This window comes from Staphylococcus simulans (assembly GCF_003043455.1).
Taxonomy (GTDB): domain Bacteria; phylum Bacillota; class Bacilli; order Staphylococcales; family Staphylococcaceae; genus Staphylococcus; species Staphylococcus simulans_A.
Window position 1 is genome coordinate 1 of the sequence record NZ_PZGG01000010.1, and the last position, 17,840, is coordinate 17,840.

General features: G+C 36.2%; 13 protein-coding genes. 10 read left to right on the top strand and 3 right to left on the bottom strand.

The annotated features are described in order from the left end of the window. The first annotated feature begins 57 nt into the window (after positions 1-57). On the top strand, positions 58-1,173 hold the full coding sequence (gene ald, locus BU038_RS03070) for an alanine dehydrogenase (RefSeq protein WP_107604754.1): 1,116 nt from the start codon (positions 58-60) through the stop codon (positions 1,171-1,173). A gap of 181 nt (positions 1,174-1,354) precedes the next feature. Here ald and BU038_RS03075 read toward each other — a convergent pair whose 3' ends face one another. Then, entirely contained in the window at positions 1,355-2,410 is a 1,056-nt protein-coding gene (locus BU038_RS03075) for a M24 family metallopeptidase (protein WP_107604755.1), read from the bottom strand. Positions 2,411-2,552: 142 nt separating this feature from the next. Between BU038_RS03075 and BU038_RS03080 the strand changes: the two genes are divergently transcribed. Next, positions 2,553-3,245 (top strand): metal-dependent hydrolase, encoded by a 693-nt coding sequence (locus tag BU038_RS03080; RefSeq protein ID WP_107604756.1) that lies wholly within the window; start codon positions 2,553-2,555, stop codon positions 3,243-3,245. 49 nt (positions 3,246-3,294) lie between these two features. On the opposite strand, the gene BU038_RS03085 is transcribed toward BU038_RS03080, so the two are convergent. Beyond that, complete coding sequence (locus tag BU038_RS03085; protein WP_107604757.1) at positions 3,295-3,708, bottom strand: universal stress protein; 414 nt, start codon at positions 3,706-3,708, stop codon at positions 3,295-3,297. A 223-nt stretch (positions 3,709-3,931) separates the two neighbouring features. Between BU038_RS03085 and BU038_RS03090 the strand changes: the two genes are divergently transcribed. The 8 genes from BU038_RS03090 to pyk all read left to right on the top strand — a co-directional run bounded on the left by BU038_RS03090 (position 3,932) and on the right by pyk (position 15,862). Next, positions 3,932-5,227: a DRTGG domain-containing protein gene (locus BU038_RS03090; protein ID WP_107604758.1), complete on the top strand. Its 1,296-nt coding sequence runs from the start codon at positions 3,932-3,934 to the stop codon at positions 5,225-5,227. Positions 5,228-5,262: 35 nt separating this feature from the next. Then, entirely contained in the window at positions 5,263-6,201 is a 939-nt protein-coding gene (locus BU038_RS03095) for a DHH family phosphoesterase (protein ID WP_107604759.1), read from the top strand. Between the two features lie 30 nt (positions 6,202-6,231). After that, positions 6,232-9,432, top strand: coding sequence for a DNA polymerase III subunit alpha (locus BU038_RS03100; RefSeq protein WP_107604760.1), 3,201 nt, complete (start codon positions 6,232-6,234; stop codon positions 9,430-9,432). 275 nt (positions 9,433-9,707) lie between these two features. After that, complete coding sequence (locus BU038_RS03105; protein ID WP_107604761.1) at positions 9,708-10,937, top strand: NAD(P)-dependent malic enzyme; 1,230 nt, start codon at positions 9,708-9,710, stop codon at positions 10,935-10,937. A 63-nt stretch (positions 10,938-11,000) separates the two neighbouring features. Then, positions 11,001-11,873, top strand: a complete 873-nt coding sequence (accD, locus tag BU038_RS03110; protein WP_107604762.1) for an acetyl-CoA carboxylase, carboxyltransferase subunit beta — start codon at positions 11,001-11,003, stop codon at positions 11,871-11,873. Further along, positions 11,866-12,813 (top strand): acetyl-CoA carboxylase carboxyltransferase subunit alpha, encoded by a 948-nt coding sequence (locus BU038_RS03115; RefSeq protein WP_107604763.1) that lies wholly within the window; start codon positions 11,866-11,868, stop codon positions 12,811-12,813. The genes accD and BU038_RS03115 overlap by 8 nt, the downstream gene beginning before the upstream one ends. A gap of 283 nt (positions 12,814-13,096) precedes the next feature. Beyond that, positions 13,097-14,065 carry a 6-phosphofructokinase gene (pfkA, locus tag BU038_RS03120; RefSeq protein WP_107604764.1) on the top strand — a complete coding sequence of 323 codons (969 nt, stop codon included), beginning with the start codon at positions 13,097-13,099 and terminating at the stop codon, positions 14,063-14,065. Between the two features lie 36 nt (positions 14,066-14,101). After that, positions 14,102-15,862, top strand: a complete 1,761-nt coding sequence (gene pyk, locus BU038_RS03125; protein WP_107604765.1) for a pyruvate kinase — start codon at positions 14,102-14,104, stop codon at positions 15,860-15,862. A gap of 312 nt (positions 15,863-16,174) precedes the next feature. Here the strand turns inward: pyk and BU038_RS03130 are convergent, their stop codons facing one another. Further along, positions 16,175-17,536 (bottom strand): amino acid permease, encoded by a 1,362-nt coding sequence (locus BU038_RS03130; RefSeq protein ID WP_107604766.1) that lies wholly within the window; start codon positions 17,534-17,536, stop codon positions 16,175-16,177. Positions 17,537-17,840 lie beyond the last annotated feature (304 nt).

Sequence of the window (17,840 nt, forward strand, 5' to 3'; positions counted from 1 at the left end):
GGTAATGATTGCGCTTTCAGCATATAAGCGTTAGGATAAGGATGGGAGGTGTACGGAATGAAAATAGGTATTCCAAAAGAGATAAAAAATAATGAAAACAGAGTAGGTTTATCACCAAGCGGTGTTCATGCTTTAGTTGAAGCAGGGCACACAGTTAAAGTAGAGAGCAGCGCAGGTGAAGGTTCATTCTTTACAGATGAGGATTATAAAGGCGCAGGTGCAACAATTGTTGACGGACCTGGCGAAGCTTGGGATGTGGAAATGGTTATCAAAGTTAAAGAACCAATTGAACCAGAGTACAAATATTTCAAGAAAGATTTAATCTTATTCACTTATCTACACTTAGCAAACGACGAAACATTAACAAAAGAACTTGTTGATAATGAAGTCGTTGCGATTGCATACGAAACGGTGCAATTACCAGATAGATCATTACCATTACTAACACCAATGAGTGAAGTTGCAGGAAGAATGGCGACACAAATCGGTGCACAATTCTTGCAAAAATTCTATGGTGGTATGGGCGTATTGCTAGGAGGAATTCCTGGTGTACCTAAAGGTAAAGTCACAATTATCGGTGGCGGCCAAGCAGGTACAAACGCTGCGAAAATCGCTTTAGGCTTAGGTGCCGACGTAACAATCTTAGACGTTAATCCAAAACGTCTACAAGAACTTGATGACTTATTTGGCGGACGTGTGCATACAGTTATGTCTAACCCGCTAAATATCGAACAAAATGTTACGCAAAGTGATTTAGTTGTCGGAGCGGTATTAATTCCAGGCGCTAAAGCACCAAAACTTGTAACTGAACAAATGGTTAAAGATATGAAAGACGGTGCTGTATTGGTAGATATCGCTATCGACCAAGGTGGTATCTTCGAAACATCTGACCACGTTACAACGCATGATGATCCAACTTATGTTAAACATGGTGTGGTTCACTATGCAGTAGCAAACATGCCAGGTGCGGTACCACGTACTTCTACAATTGGTTTAAACAATGCGACATTACCTTATGCGTTACAAATCGCAAACAAAGGTTATTTACAAGCATTGAAAGATAACCAACCATTATCATTAGGATTGAATGTGTACGACGGTAAAGTTACAAATGAAGGTGTAGCTAACACGTTTGATCTTCCGTATACACCAGTAGATCAAGCATTAAATTAATTATTGATTTAATGGGATGTAAGGAGCGTTTAATGCTCTGAAAACATCAAAATGACGCCATCTCATCGCTGTTTGGGGTATAAACAGCGATGGGGTGGCGTCTTTCTATACATAAAAGCTTTTTAGCTCATAAAAAAGGTGAAGCATTAGCGCTCCACCTTAAATCATATTAACTATATTATTATTTATCATAGTGTGTTAAGACTTCATTGCCGTCTTTTGTTACTAAGATATCGTCTTCGATACGAACACCAACTTCACCTGGTACATACACACCAGGTTCAACAGTAACCACCATACCTGGCACAAATTTGTTTGTATTGAAACCAGCAACATCTTGGTATTCATGTTCTTCTAAGCCTAAACCATGGCCAAGGCGGTGTACGAAGTATTCACCATAACCAGCATCAGCAATAATGCCACGTGCTTTTCTATCAACGTCACCAATAACTACACCAGGTTTAATCATATCAATTGCAGCTTTTTCAGCTTCTAATACAACATCATAAACTGATTTTGCTTTTTCGCTTGGATTGCCGAAAGCAACAGTACGTGTCATATCTGAACAATAGTTTTCGTAGATAACGCCTAAGTCGAACAATACATATTCATCTTTTTGAAGTTGGCGATCTCCAGGAATACCATGTGGTGAAGCAGCGTGATCGCCAAATAAGACCATTGTATCGAAACTCATAGCACTGACACCGTAGTTTGTTTGGATTTCATATTCAATATGACGAACAACTTGTTTTTCGGTAACGCCTTCTTTTAAGAAGTCTACACCGATTTCAATACATTTATCAGCAAGTTTTGCAGCTTCTTTAATTTTATCGATTTCTTCAGGTGTTTTGACATTACGCAAATCTTTGATTGTTTGGTCAATCGGACCGAATGTTTCTACATCGAAACCTTCAATGAGTTCTTTTTGACGTTTTAATGTTAAATGATCTTCTTCTACTAAGATTTTGTCGAAGTTGTAATCAACAAGTTTAAATGGATCTTCACCATCTGCATTTCCGACAACTCTACCAGTGAACGGAGAGGCTTTAACCTCTTCTACTTCTAATTTAGGGACAAATAAAACTTCTTCACCCTCAGCAGTAATTAATAAGGCTAATAAACGTTCGTGAGGATCGCTTAAGTAGCCAGAAAAGTAGAATACGTTAAGCGGTGTCGTAATCCAAGCAGCCCCTGCATCTTGGTTACGTATTTCATTAACAATTTCTTCTGTTTTCAAAATTCTTCAACCTCCATTCATATGATTAACTTTATTTTAAGTCAAAGCTGTTCAGAATTCAAAAGCGGGAGGGTGTCATTTAGACTAAAGTGGGGTAAATGTTATACTAGAGTTAAGAATGAAGCATAAGGGGGCTTTTCAAATGGAATTATCATTTCATGGACAATCAACAATCTATTTTGAAGCAAACGGAAAGAAAGTCATCGTAGATCCATTTATAACTGGAAATGAATTATCAGATTTAAATGCAGAAGATTTAGAGGTAGATTATATTATTTTAACGCATGGTCACGCAGACCACTTCGGTGATACTGTGAAAATTGCGCAAAAAAATAATGCGACAGTTGTCGGCCTTGCAGAAGTTGCAGATTATTTATCAACTGCACAAGGTGTAGAAAATGTACACCCTATGAATATCGGAGGTAAATGGGAGTTTGATTTTGGAACAGTCAAATATGTACAAGCGTTCCATAGTTCAAGTATTACTAATGAAAACGGAATCCCAGTTTATTTAGGTTCATCAACTGGCTTAATTTTAGAAATTGAAGGTAAGACAGTTTACCATTGCGGTGACACTGGTTTATTCAGTGATATGAAATTAATCGCAGACCGTCATCCGGTCGATGTATGCTTTGTACCAATCGGTGACAATTTCACTATGGGTATTGAAGATGCCAGCTACGCGATTAACGAATTTATCAAACCGAAAATCACTGTGCCAGTGCATTACAACACATTCCCATATATCGAACAAGATCCTGAGGAATTCAAGAAATTGGTTAAAGAAGGCGAAGTGCAAATCTTAAAACCAGGTGAATCTGTAGAATTCAAATAACAGTGATAATAAAAATGCTTGTACAACTCAATGTACAAGCATTTTTTCATTATTTTACAATCAATACTGGGATATGAGCACGTTTAGCGACTTTATGGCTGACGCTGCCAAGCACAAATTTCTTTTTCTCTTGTGCTTTACGGTTACTTACTACTAAAATGTCATAGTCACCGCTATTCGCAAATTTAACAAGTTCTTCTTTTGGATTACCGCGCACAATGATTTCATCGTATTCGATGCCATATTCGTCAAGGATATCACGTGTAGGTTGTAATTCTTGACTGCGCGCTTTTGTTAATTCATTTAAATGTGTGCCGCCCTTAATAGATGCTTGTGCATCTTGTTCGGAAATCGCATTCAATAAAGTGACAATTGTGCCTTCACCAGACAATTTTCTGATATTTGCTAATGCTTTTTTGTTTTCTAAATCAGTATCAACGCCGAGTAAAATATTTTTATACATTCTCAATCCCTCCTTAATACATATTCTAATAAAAATGTGTCAACTTTTCCAATTAAATTTATTGTCAACTTAATAAACGGTGTTTAAATTACAAAATGTCAACAATTGAGTTAGGTACTCCACCTATAACATGTTAAAATTCAAGAGAGATTAACTTCGATTTTTAGACTGAATCAAGTTATAATTAATAAGAAGAGTAAGCAGAGAATGAGGGAAGTAAGTAATGACAAAACATGAACAGATTCTTGCACACATTGAATCACTCGCTGTGGGTCAGAAAATATCTGTCCGTAAAATAGCAAAAGATTTAGAGGTATCTGAAGGAACAGCTTACCGTGCAATTAAAGATGCTGAACAACTTGGACTTGTCGCAACAATTGACCGAGTCGGCACTGTAAGAATAGAAAAGAAAACAAGAGAAGAAATTGAACATTTAACGTTTGGTGAAATTGTTAAAATTATTGATGGTCAGGTACTTGCAGGTCGTAACGGTCTACATAACACACTGACTAAGTTTGCTATTGGTGCCATGAAATTAGAAAATGTGGTTAAATATCTTACTAAAAATACTTTGTTGATTGTCGGCAATAGAACTGATGTGCAATTAGAAGCACTAAGGCATGGCAGTGCTGTGTTGATTACAGGTGGCTTCAATACAACACCTGAAATTAAACGTTATGCAGATCAACACGATTTGCCAATTTTATCTTCTAACTATGATTCTTATTTAGTTGCGAACATGATCAACCGTGCGATGTATAATCAGATCATTCGTAAAGAAATCTTAATCGTTGAAGATATTGTTAAACCTGTCACTGAAGAGACTGTGTTGAAAGAAACAATGAAAGTTGCAGATGTCAAAAGCCGTTCGCAAGAAACAGGCCATTCAAGATTCCCAGTTGTCGATGATAATTTTAAATTAATAGGTATAGTGACAAGTAAAGATATTATCGCGAAAGATTCAGAAGAGTATCTTTATAAAGTGATGACAAAGCCGGTATTAAATGTGCAAGTGTCAACTACAGTTGCGACATGTGCACATATGATGATTTGGGAAGGTATCGAGTTACTGCCAGTCACAACAATCAATAAGAAATTGCTAGGTGTAGTGTCGCGCGAAGATGTATTGCGCGCAATGCAGTTGTTAGGACGTCAACCGCAAGTCGGTGAAACCATTAACGATCAAGTCGGCAAGTACATTTCTATTAATAAAGATAAAATTACAGTAGATGTCGCACCTCAGCTGACAAGCCAATATGGGACGTTAAGTAAAGGTGCCTTTGTCGCAATTATTGAAGAAACGATTCGTTATAAGATGCGTCAAATCAAAAAACAAGAAGTTATGATTGAAAGCTTAAGCATTATTTACATGAAGACGGTTTCCATTGAAACTGAACTTGAAATCAATTATGACATGTTAGATGTAGGTCGTCATTTTGCCAAAATTGAAGTCAGTATGCGCGAAGGACAACAAGACGTAGCTAAAGCACTGATTATATGCCAAATGCTAGAAAGCTGATGTACTGCATCAACAATGAACGAAGGAGTAATGATATGAATACATTTAATGAAATTATGAACCGAATTGAACAAGAAGATACAATTATTATCCATCGACATGTTCGGCCAGATCCAGATGCCTATGGTTCTCAATTAGGTTTAAAATCTTATTTACGACTAAAATTTCCAGATAAACAGATTTATGCTGTAGGCGAAAGTGAACCTTCTTTAGACTTTATGGGTACATTTGATGCAGTTAGTGATGACACATACAAAGATGCGTTAGTCATCGTATGTGATACAGCCAATGCACCGCGTATTGATGACCAACGCTATGCAAATGGTAAAAGCTTAATCAAAATCGATCATCATCCAGCACTAGATCAATATGGAGCGTTAAATTATGTGAACACTGAGGCTTCATCCACAAGTGAAATCATCTTTGATATTATTGCGCATTTTAATGATGCCTCAATAATTAATGCTGAGACAGCACGTTTACTATATTTAGGTATTGTCGGAGATACTGGACGCTTCTTATTCAGCAATACAACAGTGCATACAATGGAAGTTGCAGCTCAGCTTTTAAAATATCCATTCGACCATACTGCAGAGTTAAATAAAATGGCTGAAAAAGATCCTAAACTGATGCCGTTCCAAGGTTATGTACTTCAAAATTTTGAAATGAATGATAATGGCTTTGCGAAAGTTCAAATTACACAAGAGGTATTAAAACAATTTGATATCAAACCGAATGAAGCTTCTCAATTTGTAAATACAATTGCTGATTTACGAGGTTTGAAAATTTGGGTCTTTGCAGTAGATGAAGGTGAAGATATTCGTTGTCGTTTGCGTTCTAAAAAAATTGTCATCAATGATGTTGCACAACAATTCGGAGGCGGCGGTCATCCGAATGCATCTGGCGTAACTGTATACAGTTGGGATGAATTTGACCGTTTAGCAGAAGCTTTAAATCAAAAATTAATCGACTAAGATTATAAATGAAAAGGAGGGACACGAAACATGAAGGCACATCTGAATATCCATACAGCATATGATTTATTAGAATCAAGCTTACGTATTTCTGACATTGTTGAAAAAGCGATAAAAGAAGACTACCAAGCTTTGGCTCTGACAGATAGAAACGTCTTGTATGCGGTCCCTCAATTTTATGATGCATGCAGACAAGCAGGCATCAAACCTATTATCGGTATGACGGTAGATTTAAGTGACGGTTTAACTGAGTTAGAAACAGTTTTATTAGCTAAAAACAACCAAGGATTGAAATCTCTCTATCAACTTTCTTCAGCAATTAAAATACAAGATAAGCGCACAATTTCTACGGAATGGCTAAAACATTATCAAAATGATTTAGTCATTATTTTTAAGCGTGTAAAGGCCGAACAAATGAATTTAGCTGAAATGTTTAGTAACCATCCGGACGTTTTTACAGATCATTTGAGCAGTGGGGCTGCAGAGCAATTAGATTTTAATCAAGTTTTAATGCAAGAAGCCAAATATCTTGATGAAGAAGATGCTGAAACTGTCAGTGCATTACAAGCGATTAAAAACAATGAAGCCTTAGATTTAGTTAATACAGGCAGTGAACAACATGCACATTTTTATGGTCAAGCGGATATTGACCGTTTAAGTTTATCTCAAGATATTATCGACAATACGAATGCGCTTGCTGAGCTATGTAATATTACGATTGAATATCATCAGTCTCTCTTACCGCAATACGAAACACCTGATAATATTCCTTCAAAAGATTATTTATATCAATTGTTAGATAACGCAATCAAACGCATGAATTTAGATAATCCGCGCTATCGAGAACGTTTAGACTATGAATTTGATGTCATTACAAAAATGGGGTATGAAGATTACTTCCTAATCGTTAGTGATTTGATTCATTATGCGAAAACGCAAGATGTGATGGTTGGTCCTGGTCGTGGCTCTTCTGCAGGTTCTTTAATCAGTTACTTATTGAATATCACAACAATTGATCCGTTAAAATATAATCTGTTATTTGAAAGATTCTTAAACCCAGAACGTGTCACAATGCCAGATATCGACATTGACTTTGAAGATACAAAACGTGAACGAGTGATTGAATACGTGCAACAAAAATATGGAGATTACCATGTCTCAGGTATTGTCACTTTCGGACATTTACAAGCGAAGGCAGTCGCAAGAGATGTAGGTCGTATAATGGGATTTGAAGAAAAAACACTGAGTGAAATTTCTCATTTGATTCCTTCTAAACCAGGTGTAACTTTAAATGAAGCTTATGAAGCAGAATCGTTTAAAGATTTTGTACACCGCAATCATAGACATGAAATGTGGTTCGAACTCAGTAAGAAATTAGAAGGCTTACCAAGACATACATCAACACATGCGGCTGGGATTATCATCAACGAACGTCCATTGTATCAGTATGTACCGTTATTAATGGGAGATACTGGATTATTAACACAGTGGACGATGACGGAAGATGAACGTCTTGGTTTATTGAAAATCGACTTTTTAGGTCTTAGAAATTTATCTATAATCCACCAAATCATTAACCAAGTTAAAAAAGATTTGAATATCGATATCGACATAGAAGCCATACCTTTTAATGATGAAAAAGTATTTAAAATGTTGTCATTAGGTGAAACAACAGGTTTATTCCAATTAGAATCAGACGGTGTGAGAGATGCATTAAGACGTTTACAACCGCAACACTTTGAAGATATAGTCGCAATGACTTCGTTATATCGTCCAGGTCCGATGGAGGAAATACCAACTTATATCGCAAGACGTCACGATCCTTCTAAAGTAGCATATCTGCATCCTGATTTAGAGCCGATTTTAAAATCAACATACGGCGTTATTATTTATCAAGAACAGATTATGCAGATTGCAAGCAAATTCGCTGGCTTTAGTTATGGAGAAGCGGATATTTTACGTCGAGCAATGAGTAAAAAGAATCGTGCAGTCTTAGAAAATGAGCGCCAACACTTTATCGAAGGGGCAAGTCAAAATGGTTATTCAGAGCAACTGAGTAAACAAATCTTTGACTTGATTCTTAAATTCGCTGATTATGGTTTCCCGCGTGCACATGCGGTGAGTTATTCCAAAGTAGCTTATACAATGGCGTATTTAAAAGTACATTACACAAATTACTTTTACGCCAATATATTAACAAATGTGATAGGCAGTGAGAAAAAAACTGAGCAGATGATTGCTGAAGCTAAAACCATGAACTTGAAGATTCTGCCACCTGATATCAATGAAAGTCATTGGTATTATAAAGCAGCTGAACAAGGCATTTATTTATCATTAGGTACAATTAAAGGTGTCGGTTATCAAAGTGTTAAAGCAATTGTAGATGAGCGTTATCAAAATGGACGTTACAAAGACTTCTTTGATTTCACACGCAGGTTATCTGGAAGAGTTAAAACAAGAAAACTATTAGAAGCACTCATTTTAGTAGGGGCATTTGATCAATTCGGAGAAACACGTGCTACACTTCTTGGAACGCTAGATGAAGTCTTAGATTCCTCAAGCCAAGTTGAACAGGACGCTTTAATCTTCGACTTTGTTACACCGAAGTTAGAGTATCAACAAAAAGAGGAGTTGCCTGACTTAGCTTTAAGTAATTTTGAAAAAGAATACTTAGGATTTTATATTACCAAACATCCAATGGAAAAATTGTTTGATTCAAAACAGTTTCTTGGCATTTATAAATTAAATAATGCGAGCAATTATCAACCCGTACTTGTACAAATGGATACTCTTAGACGTATTCGTACAAAAAAAGGACAACCTATGGCTTTTGCGACTTTAAACGATGGTGAGCATACATTAGATGGCGTTATTTTCCCTGATACGTTTCAACGTTATGAAACAGTACTATTAGAAGAAAAACCGTTTATTGTAAAAGGGAAGTTTGAAAACCGTAATCAAAAACATCAACTCATCATTAATGAAGTACAACCATTAGAAGCTTATGAAAAAATGATGTTTGAAAAAGCAACGCGTATTGTTTTAAGAAAAATTAACGTTGATGATTTAGAGTTTGATAGAGAAATCTCAGAAACACGTCAACAGCTTCCAATTTATTACTATGATGAAAAGAACAATCAAATGAGACAAGTTGGAAGGATTGAGCGCGATGTTGAGACGATTGAAAGATTGGTTGAACAAATTGCACCTGAAAATATTCGCTTAATGTAATTTTAAGTCTGTGACAATGGTTCACATTCGTTACAGACTTTTAAAATTTTTAGCGTTTCATTGACAAAATTAAGGAAATTAATAATTTGACCCATGAGAATCAGTGCAATAATGACATCTGTGTTATAATCAGTACATAAAATTCAGAGTAGTACTAATATCGAAAGTTTAATTGTAAATTTTCGGTAAAATAATGAAACAACTAAGTGATTTATTGAACATAAAACGAGTGAATTTATTTCGATATAACGAAACAAAACAAAGGAGCGATTGGTTTGTCATTAAGAGACGATGCTTTAGAAATGCATAAAAGAAATCAAGGTAAATTTGATGTTACACCCAAAGTAAAAGTTACAAATAAAGAAGAATTAAGCTTAGCTTATTCTCCTGGTGTTGCAGAACCATGTAAAGAGATTTACGAGGATCCTCGTAAAGTCTATGATTATACATCAAAAGGCAATACTGTAGCAGTAGTGACAGATGGCACTGCGGTATTAGGTTTAGGTAATATTGGGCCTGAAGCAAGTATTCCTGTAATGGAAGGTAAAGCAGTTCTATTCAAAAGCTTTGCGGGAGTCAGCGGTGTACCAATAGCTTTAAATACGACAGATACAGAAGAAATTATCAAAACTGTTAAATTATTAGAACCGAATTATGGCGGTATCAACTTAGAAGATATTTCTGCACCACGCTGTTTTGAAATTGAAAATCGTTTGAAGAAAGAAACAAAAATTCCAGTCTTCCACGATGATCAGCATGGGACAGCAATTGTCACAATGGCAGGGTTGATTAATGCCTTAAGAATCACTGATAAATCTTTATCAGATATCAAAGTAGTATTAAATGGTGCAGGAGCTGCAGGTATTGCGATTGTGAAGTTGTTGTATTCATACGGTGTGCGCAATATGATTATGTGTGACTCTAAAGGGGCTATTTATAAAGGACGTCCGCATGGTATGAATGAAACGAAAGAATTCGTAGCAGAATGGACAAATAAAGATAAGCAAGAAGGTAAATTAGCGGATGTTATCGAAGACGCTGATGTCTTTATCGGTGTTTCTGTTGCCAATGCATTATCTCAAGATATGGTAAAATCAATGAATAAAGATAGTATTATTTTCGCGATGGCAAACCCTAATCCGGAAATTAATCCAGATGATGCGAAAGCGGCAGGAGCAAAAGTAATTGGAACAGGGCGTTCAGATTATCCGAACCAAATTAATAACGTGTTAGCTTTCCCAGGCATCTTTAGAGGGGCTTTAGATGTACGCGCGACACATATTAATGAAAAAATGAAACAAGCCGCTGTACAAGCAATCGCTAATTTAATTGCGCCGGATGAGTTATCGCCAGAATACTGTATTCCAGCGCCATTTGATAAACGTGTAGCACCATCGGTTGCACGTAATGTAGCAAAAGCTGCTATGGAATCTGGAGTTGCTAGGGTTGAAGTTGATCCAGATGAAATATACAATAAAACGATGAGATTAACTGATATTAAATAGATTATTTTTACAAAGTGCTGTTATGTCTTTAAATCAACATAATAGTGATGTGGAGGTTGACCAATGTTTAAAGATTTTTTCAATCGAGGCAGTAAAAAGAAAAAATATGTAACTGTCCAAGATTCAAAACAGAATGACGTTCCATCAGGTATCATGACTAAATGTCCGAAATGTAAAAAAATCATGTATACAAAAGAACTTTCTGAAAACCTCAATGTATGTTTCAATTGTGATCATCACTTATCATTGACTGCATATAAACGTATTGAAGCGATTTCAGATGAGGGAACATTTAAAGAGTTTGATAAAGGAATGACATCTGCCAATCCTTTAGACTTTCCTGGTTACGAAGAAAAAATTCAAAAAGATCAAAGCAAAACTGACTTGAATGAAGCGGTAGTCACTGGAACAGCCGAATTAGACGGTACAAAATACGGTGTTGCAGTGATGGATTCACGTTTCAGAATGGGGAGCATGGGTTCTGTAGTCGGCGAGAAAATCTGCCGTATTATTGATTATTGTACAGAACAACGTTTACCATTTATTTTATTTTCTGCAAGTGGCGGTGCCAGAATGCAAGAGGGTATTATTTCATTAATGCAAATGGGTAAAACAAGTGTTTCATTGAAACGTCATTCTGATGCGGGCTTATTATACATTTCATATATGACACACCCTACTACAGGCGGTGTTTCAGCCAGCTTTGCATCTGTTGGTGATATCAACTTATCAGAGCCACGTGCTTTAATTGGTTTTGCGGGCCGTCGTGTCATTGAGCAGACAATTAATGAAAAATTGCCGGATGATTTCCAAACTGCGGAATTCTTATTAGAACACGGTCAATTAGATAAAGTAGTACATCGTAAAGATATGCGTGCTACTTTAAGTCAATTATTGAAAATGCATACAGGACAAGAGGTGAGTAAAGATGCTTGATTTTGAAAAGCCGTTATTTGATATTAAAAATAAAATAGATGCTTTGAAAGAATCACAAGAGAAAAACGATGTAGATTTGCAAGAAGAGATTGATATGTTAGAAGCTTCTCTAGAACGTGAAACTGAAAAAATTTACAAGCATCTTAAACCTTGGGATCGTGTTCAATTAGCTAGATTGCAAGAGCGACCTACTACACTAGATTATATTCCATACATTTTCGATGATTTTATGGAATTGCATGGGGACAGAAATTTCAGAGATGATCCAGCAATGATAGGCGGTATTGGTTATTTAAACGGTCAGCCGGTCACTATAGTTGGACAGCAACGTGGTAAAGATACGAAAGATAATATTTATCGTAATTTCGGTATGGCACATCCAGAAGGGTATCGTAAAGCGTTACGTTTAATGAAACAAGCAGAAAAATTCAACAGACCTATCTTTACGTTTATTGATACAAAAGGTGCATACCCTGGTAAATCTGCTGAAGAACGAGGTCAAAGTGAATCAATTGCTAAAAACTTAATTGAAATGTCAAGCTTGAAAGTGCCTGTCATTACATTAGTTATTGGTGAAGGCGGAAGCGGCGGTGCCTTAGGTATAGGTATCGCAAACAGAGTATTGATGCTTGAAAACAGTACGTACTCAGTTATTTCACCTGAAGGCGCAGCAGCGTTACTATGGAAAGATAGTAACCTTTCAAAGATTGCTGCTGAAACAATGAAAATTACAGCACCTGATTTAAAAGAATTAGGTGTCATTGATGAAGTAATTACAGAACCGCTTGGCGGCGCACATAAAGATATTGAACAACAAGCGAGCAGTATTAAAAAAGCATTTGTTTCTCATTTAGATGCATTGAAAAAATTAGATGGGCCAGCATTAGCTGCTGATCGATTTGATAAATTCCGTCAAATGGGTGAATATAAAGAACAATAAGGGAAAAGGATTCTATACTTCTATTTTAGGGAAGAGTGTAGAATCCTTTTCGTTTTGTATTTAAGAATTAATCACGGTATGATAGTTAAAAATCACAGAAATTGGAAAATTCAGACTGTAAAAATATGTCTATTGAAACCATATTAAATAAAAAGTGTGGCTATATTTCGAAAATAGAAATATAAAACGTTTACATTATGGATTGCATGGTATTTTTATGGATAACCACGCTATTTTATGGTATTTTTAATGTAAATCATACAAGTTAGGAAGGTCAGTTGTCATGAAAAAAATTGCAGTTTTGACTAGTGGTGGAGACGCTCCGGGAATGAACGCTGCTGTTCGAGCAGTTGTGCGTACTGCCATTTATAATGGGATTGAAGTTTACGGTGTGTATCAAGGCTACCTCGGATTGATAAATGATGATCTTAAAAAGCTTGAACTAGGATCAGTGGGAGATACAATTCAAAGAGGAGGTACATTCCTTTACTCTGCACGTTGCCCAGAATTCAAGGACAAAGAAGTACGTGCGAAAGCAATTAACAACTTAAGAAGTCATGGTATTGACGGATTAGTTGTTATCGGCGGTGACGGTAGTTACCGTGGTGCACAACGTATCAGTGAAGAATGCCCAGAAATTCAAACTATCGGTATTCCGGGAACAATCGATAATGATATTCCAGGTACAGACTTCACAATTGGTTTTGACACAGCACTCAATACAATTATTGATTCTGTCGATAAAATCAGAGACACTGCATCAAGTCACGCGAGAACATTTATTATCGAAGTTATGGGTCGTGATTGTGGTGACCTTGCATTGTGGGCTGGTTTAGCTGTCGGTGCAGAAACAATCCTCGTTCCAGAAGTAAAAACAGATATCAAAGATATCGCAGAAAAAATAGAAGCCGGTATTAAAAGAGGTAAAAAACATTCTATCGTTATGGTAGCTGAAGGTGTTATGTCAGGACAAGAATGTGCAGAAGAATTAGCTAAATACATCCATGTAGATGGACGTGTATCTGTACTTGGTCATATCCAACGTGGTGGTAGCCCGACTGGACAAGACAGAGTGTTGGCATCAAGACTTGGCGGTCATGCTGTAGAATTATTAATTGAAGGTAAAACAGCATTGGGAGTTGGCATTAAACAAAATGAATTAACTCAAACACCATTTGATGATATCTTCAGTAATAAAGGTAGTAAGTTTAATTTTAATATGTATGAGTTAGCACAAGAATTATCAATTTAATGATAGATTTAGTGAAATTTTTAGGAGGCTTTTATAATGAGAAAAACTAAAATCGTTTGTACGATTGGACCTGCATCAGAATCTGAAGAAATGTTAGAAAAATTAATGAACGCTGGCATGAACGTTGCCCGTTTGAACTTCTCTCACGGTGATCACGCTGAACATAAAGTTCGTATTGACCGCATCAGAGAAGTTGCACAACGTTTAGATAAAACTATCGCAATCATGCTTGACACTAAAGGACCTGAAATAAGAACACACAACATGAAAGATGGCGTAATCTTCTTAGAAAAAGGTAACGACGTTATCGTAAGCATGGAAGAAGTTTTAGGTACAGCTGATAAATTTTCTGTGACTTATGCAGATTTAATCAACGACATTGAAATCGGTTCATATATTTTATTAGACGATGGTTTAGTAGAATTAGAAGTTAAAGAAATCGATAAAGATAAAGGCGAAGTTTTATGTGAAGTCCTCAACTCAGGTGAAATTAAAAATAAAAAAGGTGTTAACTTACCAAACGTTAAAGTTAACTTACCTGGTATTACTGATAAAGATGCTGATGATATCCGCTTCGGTATCGATCAAAACATCGACTTAATCGCAGCAAGCTTTGTACGTCGCCCAAGTGACGTTTTAGATATCCGTAAAATTTTAGAAGAAGAACGCAACACTAATATCCAAATTCTTCCTAAAATTGAAAACCAAGAAGGTATCGACAACATTAAAGAAATTCTTGAAGTTTCTGATGGTTTAATGGTAGCACGTGGTGACATGGGTGTTGAAATTCCACCTGAAAATGTACCAGTTATCCAAAAAGACCTTATCAGACAATGTAATAAATTAGGTAAACCAGTTATTACTGCAACTCAAATGTTAGACTCTATGCAACGTAACCCACGTGCAACAAGAGCCGAAGCAAGTGACGTAGCCAACGCTATCTATGATGGTACAGATGCAGTTATGTTATCTGGTGAAACTGCTGCTGGTTTATATCCAGAAGAAGCTGTTAAAGCAATGAGAAACATTGCAGTTGCAGCTGAAGCAGCTCAAAACTACAAAAAATTATTAAATGACCGTACTAAATTAGAAGAAACTAACTTAGTAAATGCAATCGGTGTTTCTGTAGCACATACTGCACTTAACTTAAAAGTTAAAGCAATCGTAGCTGCAACTGAAAGTGGTTCAACTGCAAGAACTATTTCTAAATTCCGTCCACATTCAGACATCATCGCTGTAACACCAAACCCAGAAACAGCACGTCAATTAGCATTAGTATGGGGCGTATTCCCAGTTGTTAAAAAAGGACGCAAAACTACTGACGCATTACTTAACAATGCAGTAGCAACAGCAATCGAAACTGGCCGCGTTCAAAATGGTGACTTATTAATCATCACTGCTGGTGTTCCAACTGGTGAAAAAGGTACAACTAACATGATGAAATTACACTTAGTTGGCGACGAACTTGTTAAAGGTCAAGGTGTAGGTCGTAACTCAGTAGTAGGTAACGCAGTTGTTGTAAACGAAGCTTCTGAATTAGAAGGCAGAGATCTTTCAAACTCAGTTATCGTTACACATTCTACAGACGAAACATTCGTACCTTATGTAGAACAAGCTGCTGGTTTAGTAGCTGAAGAAGCTGGTATCACATCACCAAGTGCAATTATCGGTTTAGAACAAGGTATCCCAACAATCGTTGGTGCTAAAAACGCAACTAAATTAATCGCTGATGATGTTACAATCACAGTAGATGCAAACACTGGCCGTGTTTACGACGGTTATGCAAACGTACTTTAATCTTTAAGGTATTCACATTAAACATTCAATATACAAGCTGTCTGTTCCATTGGAGCAGGCAGTTTTTTTAATTGGATTATATTTTGAGTCTGTCTCTAAATATATGATCTATTACTAATTTGAATGCATTGTCATACACTGTTTTAAGTACATTTAAGACAACGACTACAAGACATTTAATAATGGGTATTAGACTGAATCTATATGGCGGTATTTGGGGAGTAAGAGGGGATAAAAGATGCGCACAAAGCAAAATGCGCTTACTCTTAAAGTGAGTAAACGCATTTTGTTAGGGTGCGTATTTTTAATTTTTTATGATTGATGTTTCTTAAGTTGTTGTGTGTATCTCCAGTACATGAATCCTAATAGGACAAACCAGATTGGAGATAAAAATACTGCAGTTCTCGTTACCGGGTTAACGAACAATAATGCGAATACAAAGATAAAGAAGATTAAAATCATGTATCCTGAGAAACGTCCACCAGGTAATTTATAAATTGAATTTTTGTGTGCTTGTGGATTACGTCTTTGATAATTAATATAAGCAACGATAATCAATGCCCAAACGACTAAGAATAATACAGTTGAAACTGTTGTTACATATGTGAATACTAATGTTGCATCTGGGAAGATATAGTTCAATAATGCTGCGATAAGTAATAACGCACATGAAACAAAGATAGCAATGTGCGGCACACCATTTTTATTTGTTTTATTGAAAACAGGTGGTGCTTGTTCTTGTCTTGATAAACCGAATAACATACGGCTGTTTGAGAAAATACCACTATTACAAGATGATGCGGCAGCTGTCAGTACTACAAAGTTAATGATACCTGCTGCGAAAGGTATTCCGACTAACGCGAACAATCTAACGAATGGACTGTCAGAAGGGTCTACTTTATACCAAGGAATAATTGACATAATTACCGCAAGTGATCCTACATAGAAAAGTAAGATACGTACAGGTACACTATTAATCGCTTTTGGAATAATCTTTTCAGGGTCTTTCGTTTCACCAGCAGTTACACCAATCAACTCAATCCCTACGAATGAGAAGAGTGCCATTTGGAATGACATGAAAAAGCCTGATACCCCTTTAGGGAAAATACCATGGTCATATAAATGAGCAAAGCTTGCATGACCGAATTTAGTTTCATAAGCTACGAAGATCATACCTAATCCGACAACAATCAATACAATGATTGTCGCAACTTTGATAATCGCAAACCAGAATTCTAATTCTCCAAAAAGTTTTGCGCTTAATAAGTTGAATGCCATTAACACTAGTACACAGACTAATGCGCTGACCCAGTTAGGAATTTCAGGCCACCAGAAACTGACATACTTCGCAACGGCTGTTACTTCTGCCATCCCTGTGATAATCCAACAAAACCAATATGTCCAACCCGTCACAAAGCCTGCAAAGGGTCCGATATATTCATTGGTCACATCTGCGAATGATTTAAATTTTGTATTTGAAATTAAGATTTCCCCTAAGCCTCTCATAAACATAAACAACATTAAACCAATAATGATGTAGGTTAATAAAATCGAAGGTCCCGTCATCGCAATCGTTTGTCCTGCCCCTAAGAACAATCCAGTACCGATCGCACCGCCAATTGCGATTAACTGTATGTGCCGATTGCTTAATTCTCTTTGTAAATTGTTTGCCATAAATTAATTCAACTCCCTTTTTGCACCTTAATAATATTATGCACATATCCATAGAATATGACAAATGGTTTTTAAAAATATTGAGAATTTTCATGTAATTATCAATGAATATAAGTTATGATGAATGATAATAAATTAAAAATAATCCGTTAATTTACATGGGTTTTAGTTACTTAAAACTATAAAAATGTAATATAATACCAATAATGGCAATGAGATGTGGTCTGAACAGGGTGTTTTAGCTGTTTGAGTAATGTAACCGCTTTATACATAGTTTCGAAATTGTTCACAAAACCGTTAATAT

Coding starts and splice junctions, on each gene's coding strand:
- accD (WP_107604762.1), top strand. CDS start 11,001: ATGTTTAAAGATTTTTTCAATCGAGGCAGTAAAAAGAAAAAATATGTA.
- pyk (WP_107604765.1), top strand. CDS start 14,102: ATGAGAAAAACTAAAATCGTTTGTACGATTGGACCTGCATCAGAATCT.
- BU038_RS03095 (WP_107604759.1), top strand. CDS start 5,263: ATGAATACATTTAATGAAATTATGAACCGAATTGAACAAGAAGATACA.
- pfkA (WP_107604764.1), top strand. CDS start 13,097: ATGAAAAAAATTGCAGTTTTGACTAGTGGTGGAGACGCTCCGGGAATG.
- BU038_RS03115 (WP_107604763.1), top strand. CDS start 11,866: ATGCTTGATTTTGAAAAGCCGTTATTTGATATTAAAAATAAAATAGAT.
- BU038_RS03085 (WP_107604757.1), bottom strand. CDS start 3,708: ATGTATAAAAATATTTTACTCGGCGTTGATACTGATTTAGAAAACAAA.
- BU038_RS03130 (WP_107604766.1), bottom strand. CDS start 17,536: ATGGCAAACAATTTACAAAGAGAATTAAGCAATCGGCACATACAGTTA.
- BU038_RS03080 (WP_107604756.1), top strand. CDS start 2,553: ATGGAATTATCATTTCATGGACAATCAACAATCTATTTTGAAGCAAAC.
- BU038_RS03100 (WP_107604760.1), top strand. CDS start 6,232: ATGAAGGCACATCTGAATATCCATACAGCATATGATTTATTAGAATCA.
- ald (WP_107604754.1), top strand. CDS start 58: ATGAAAATAGGTATTCCAAAAGAGATAAAAAATAATGAAAACAGAGTA.
- BU038_RS03090 (WP_107604758.1), top strand. CDS start 3,932: ATGACAAAACATGAACAGATTCTTGCACACATTGAATCACTCGCTGTG.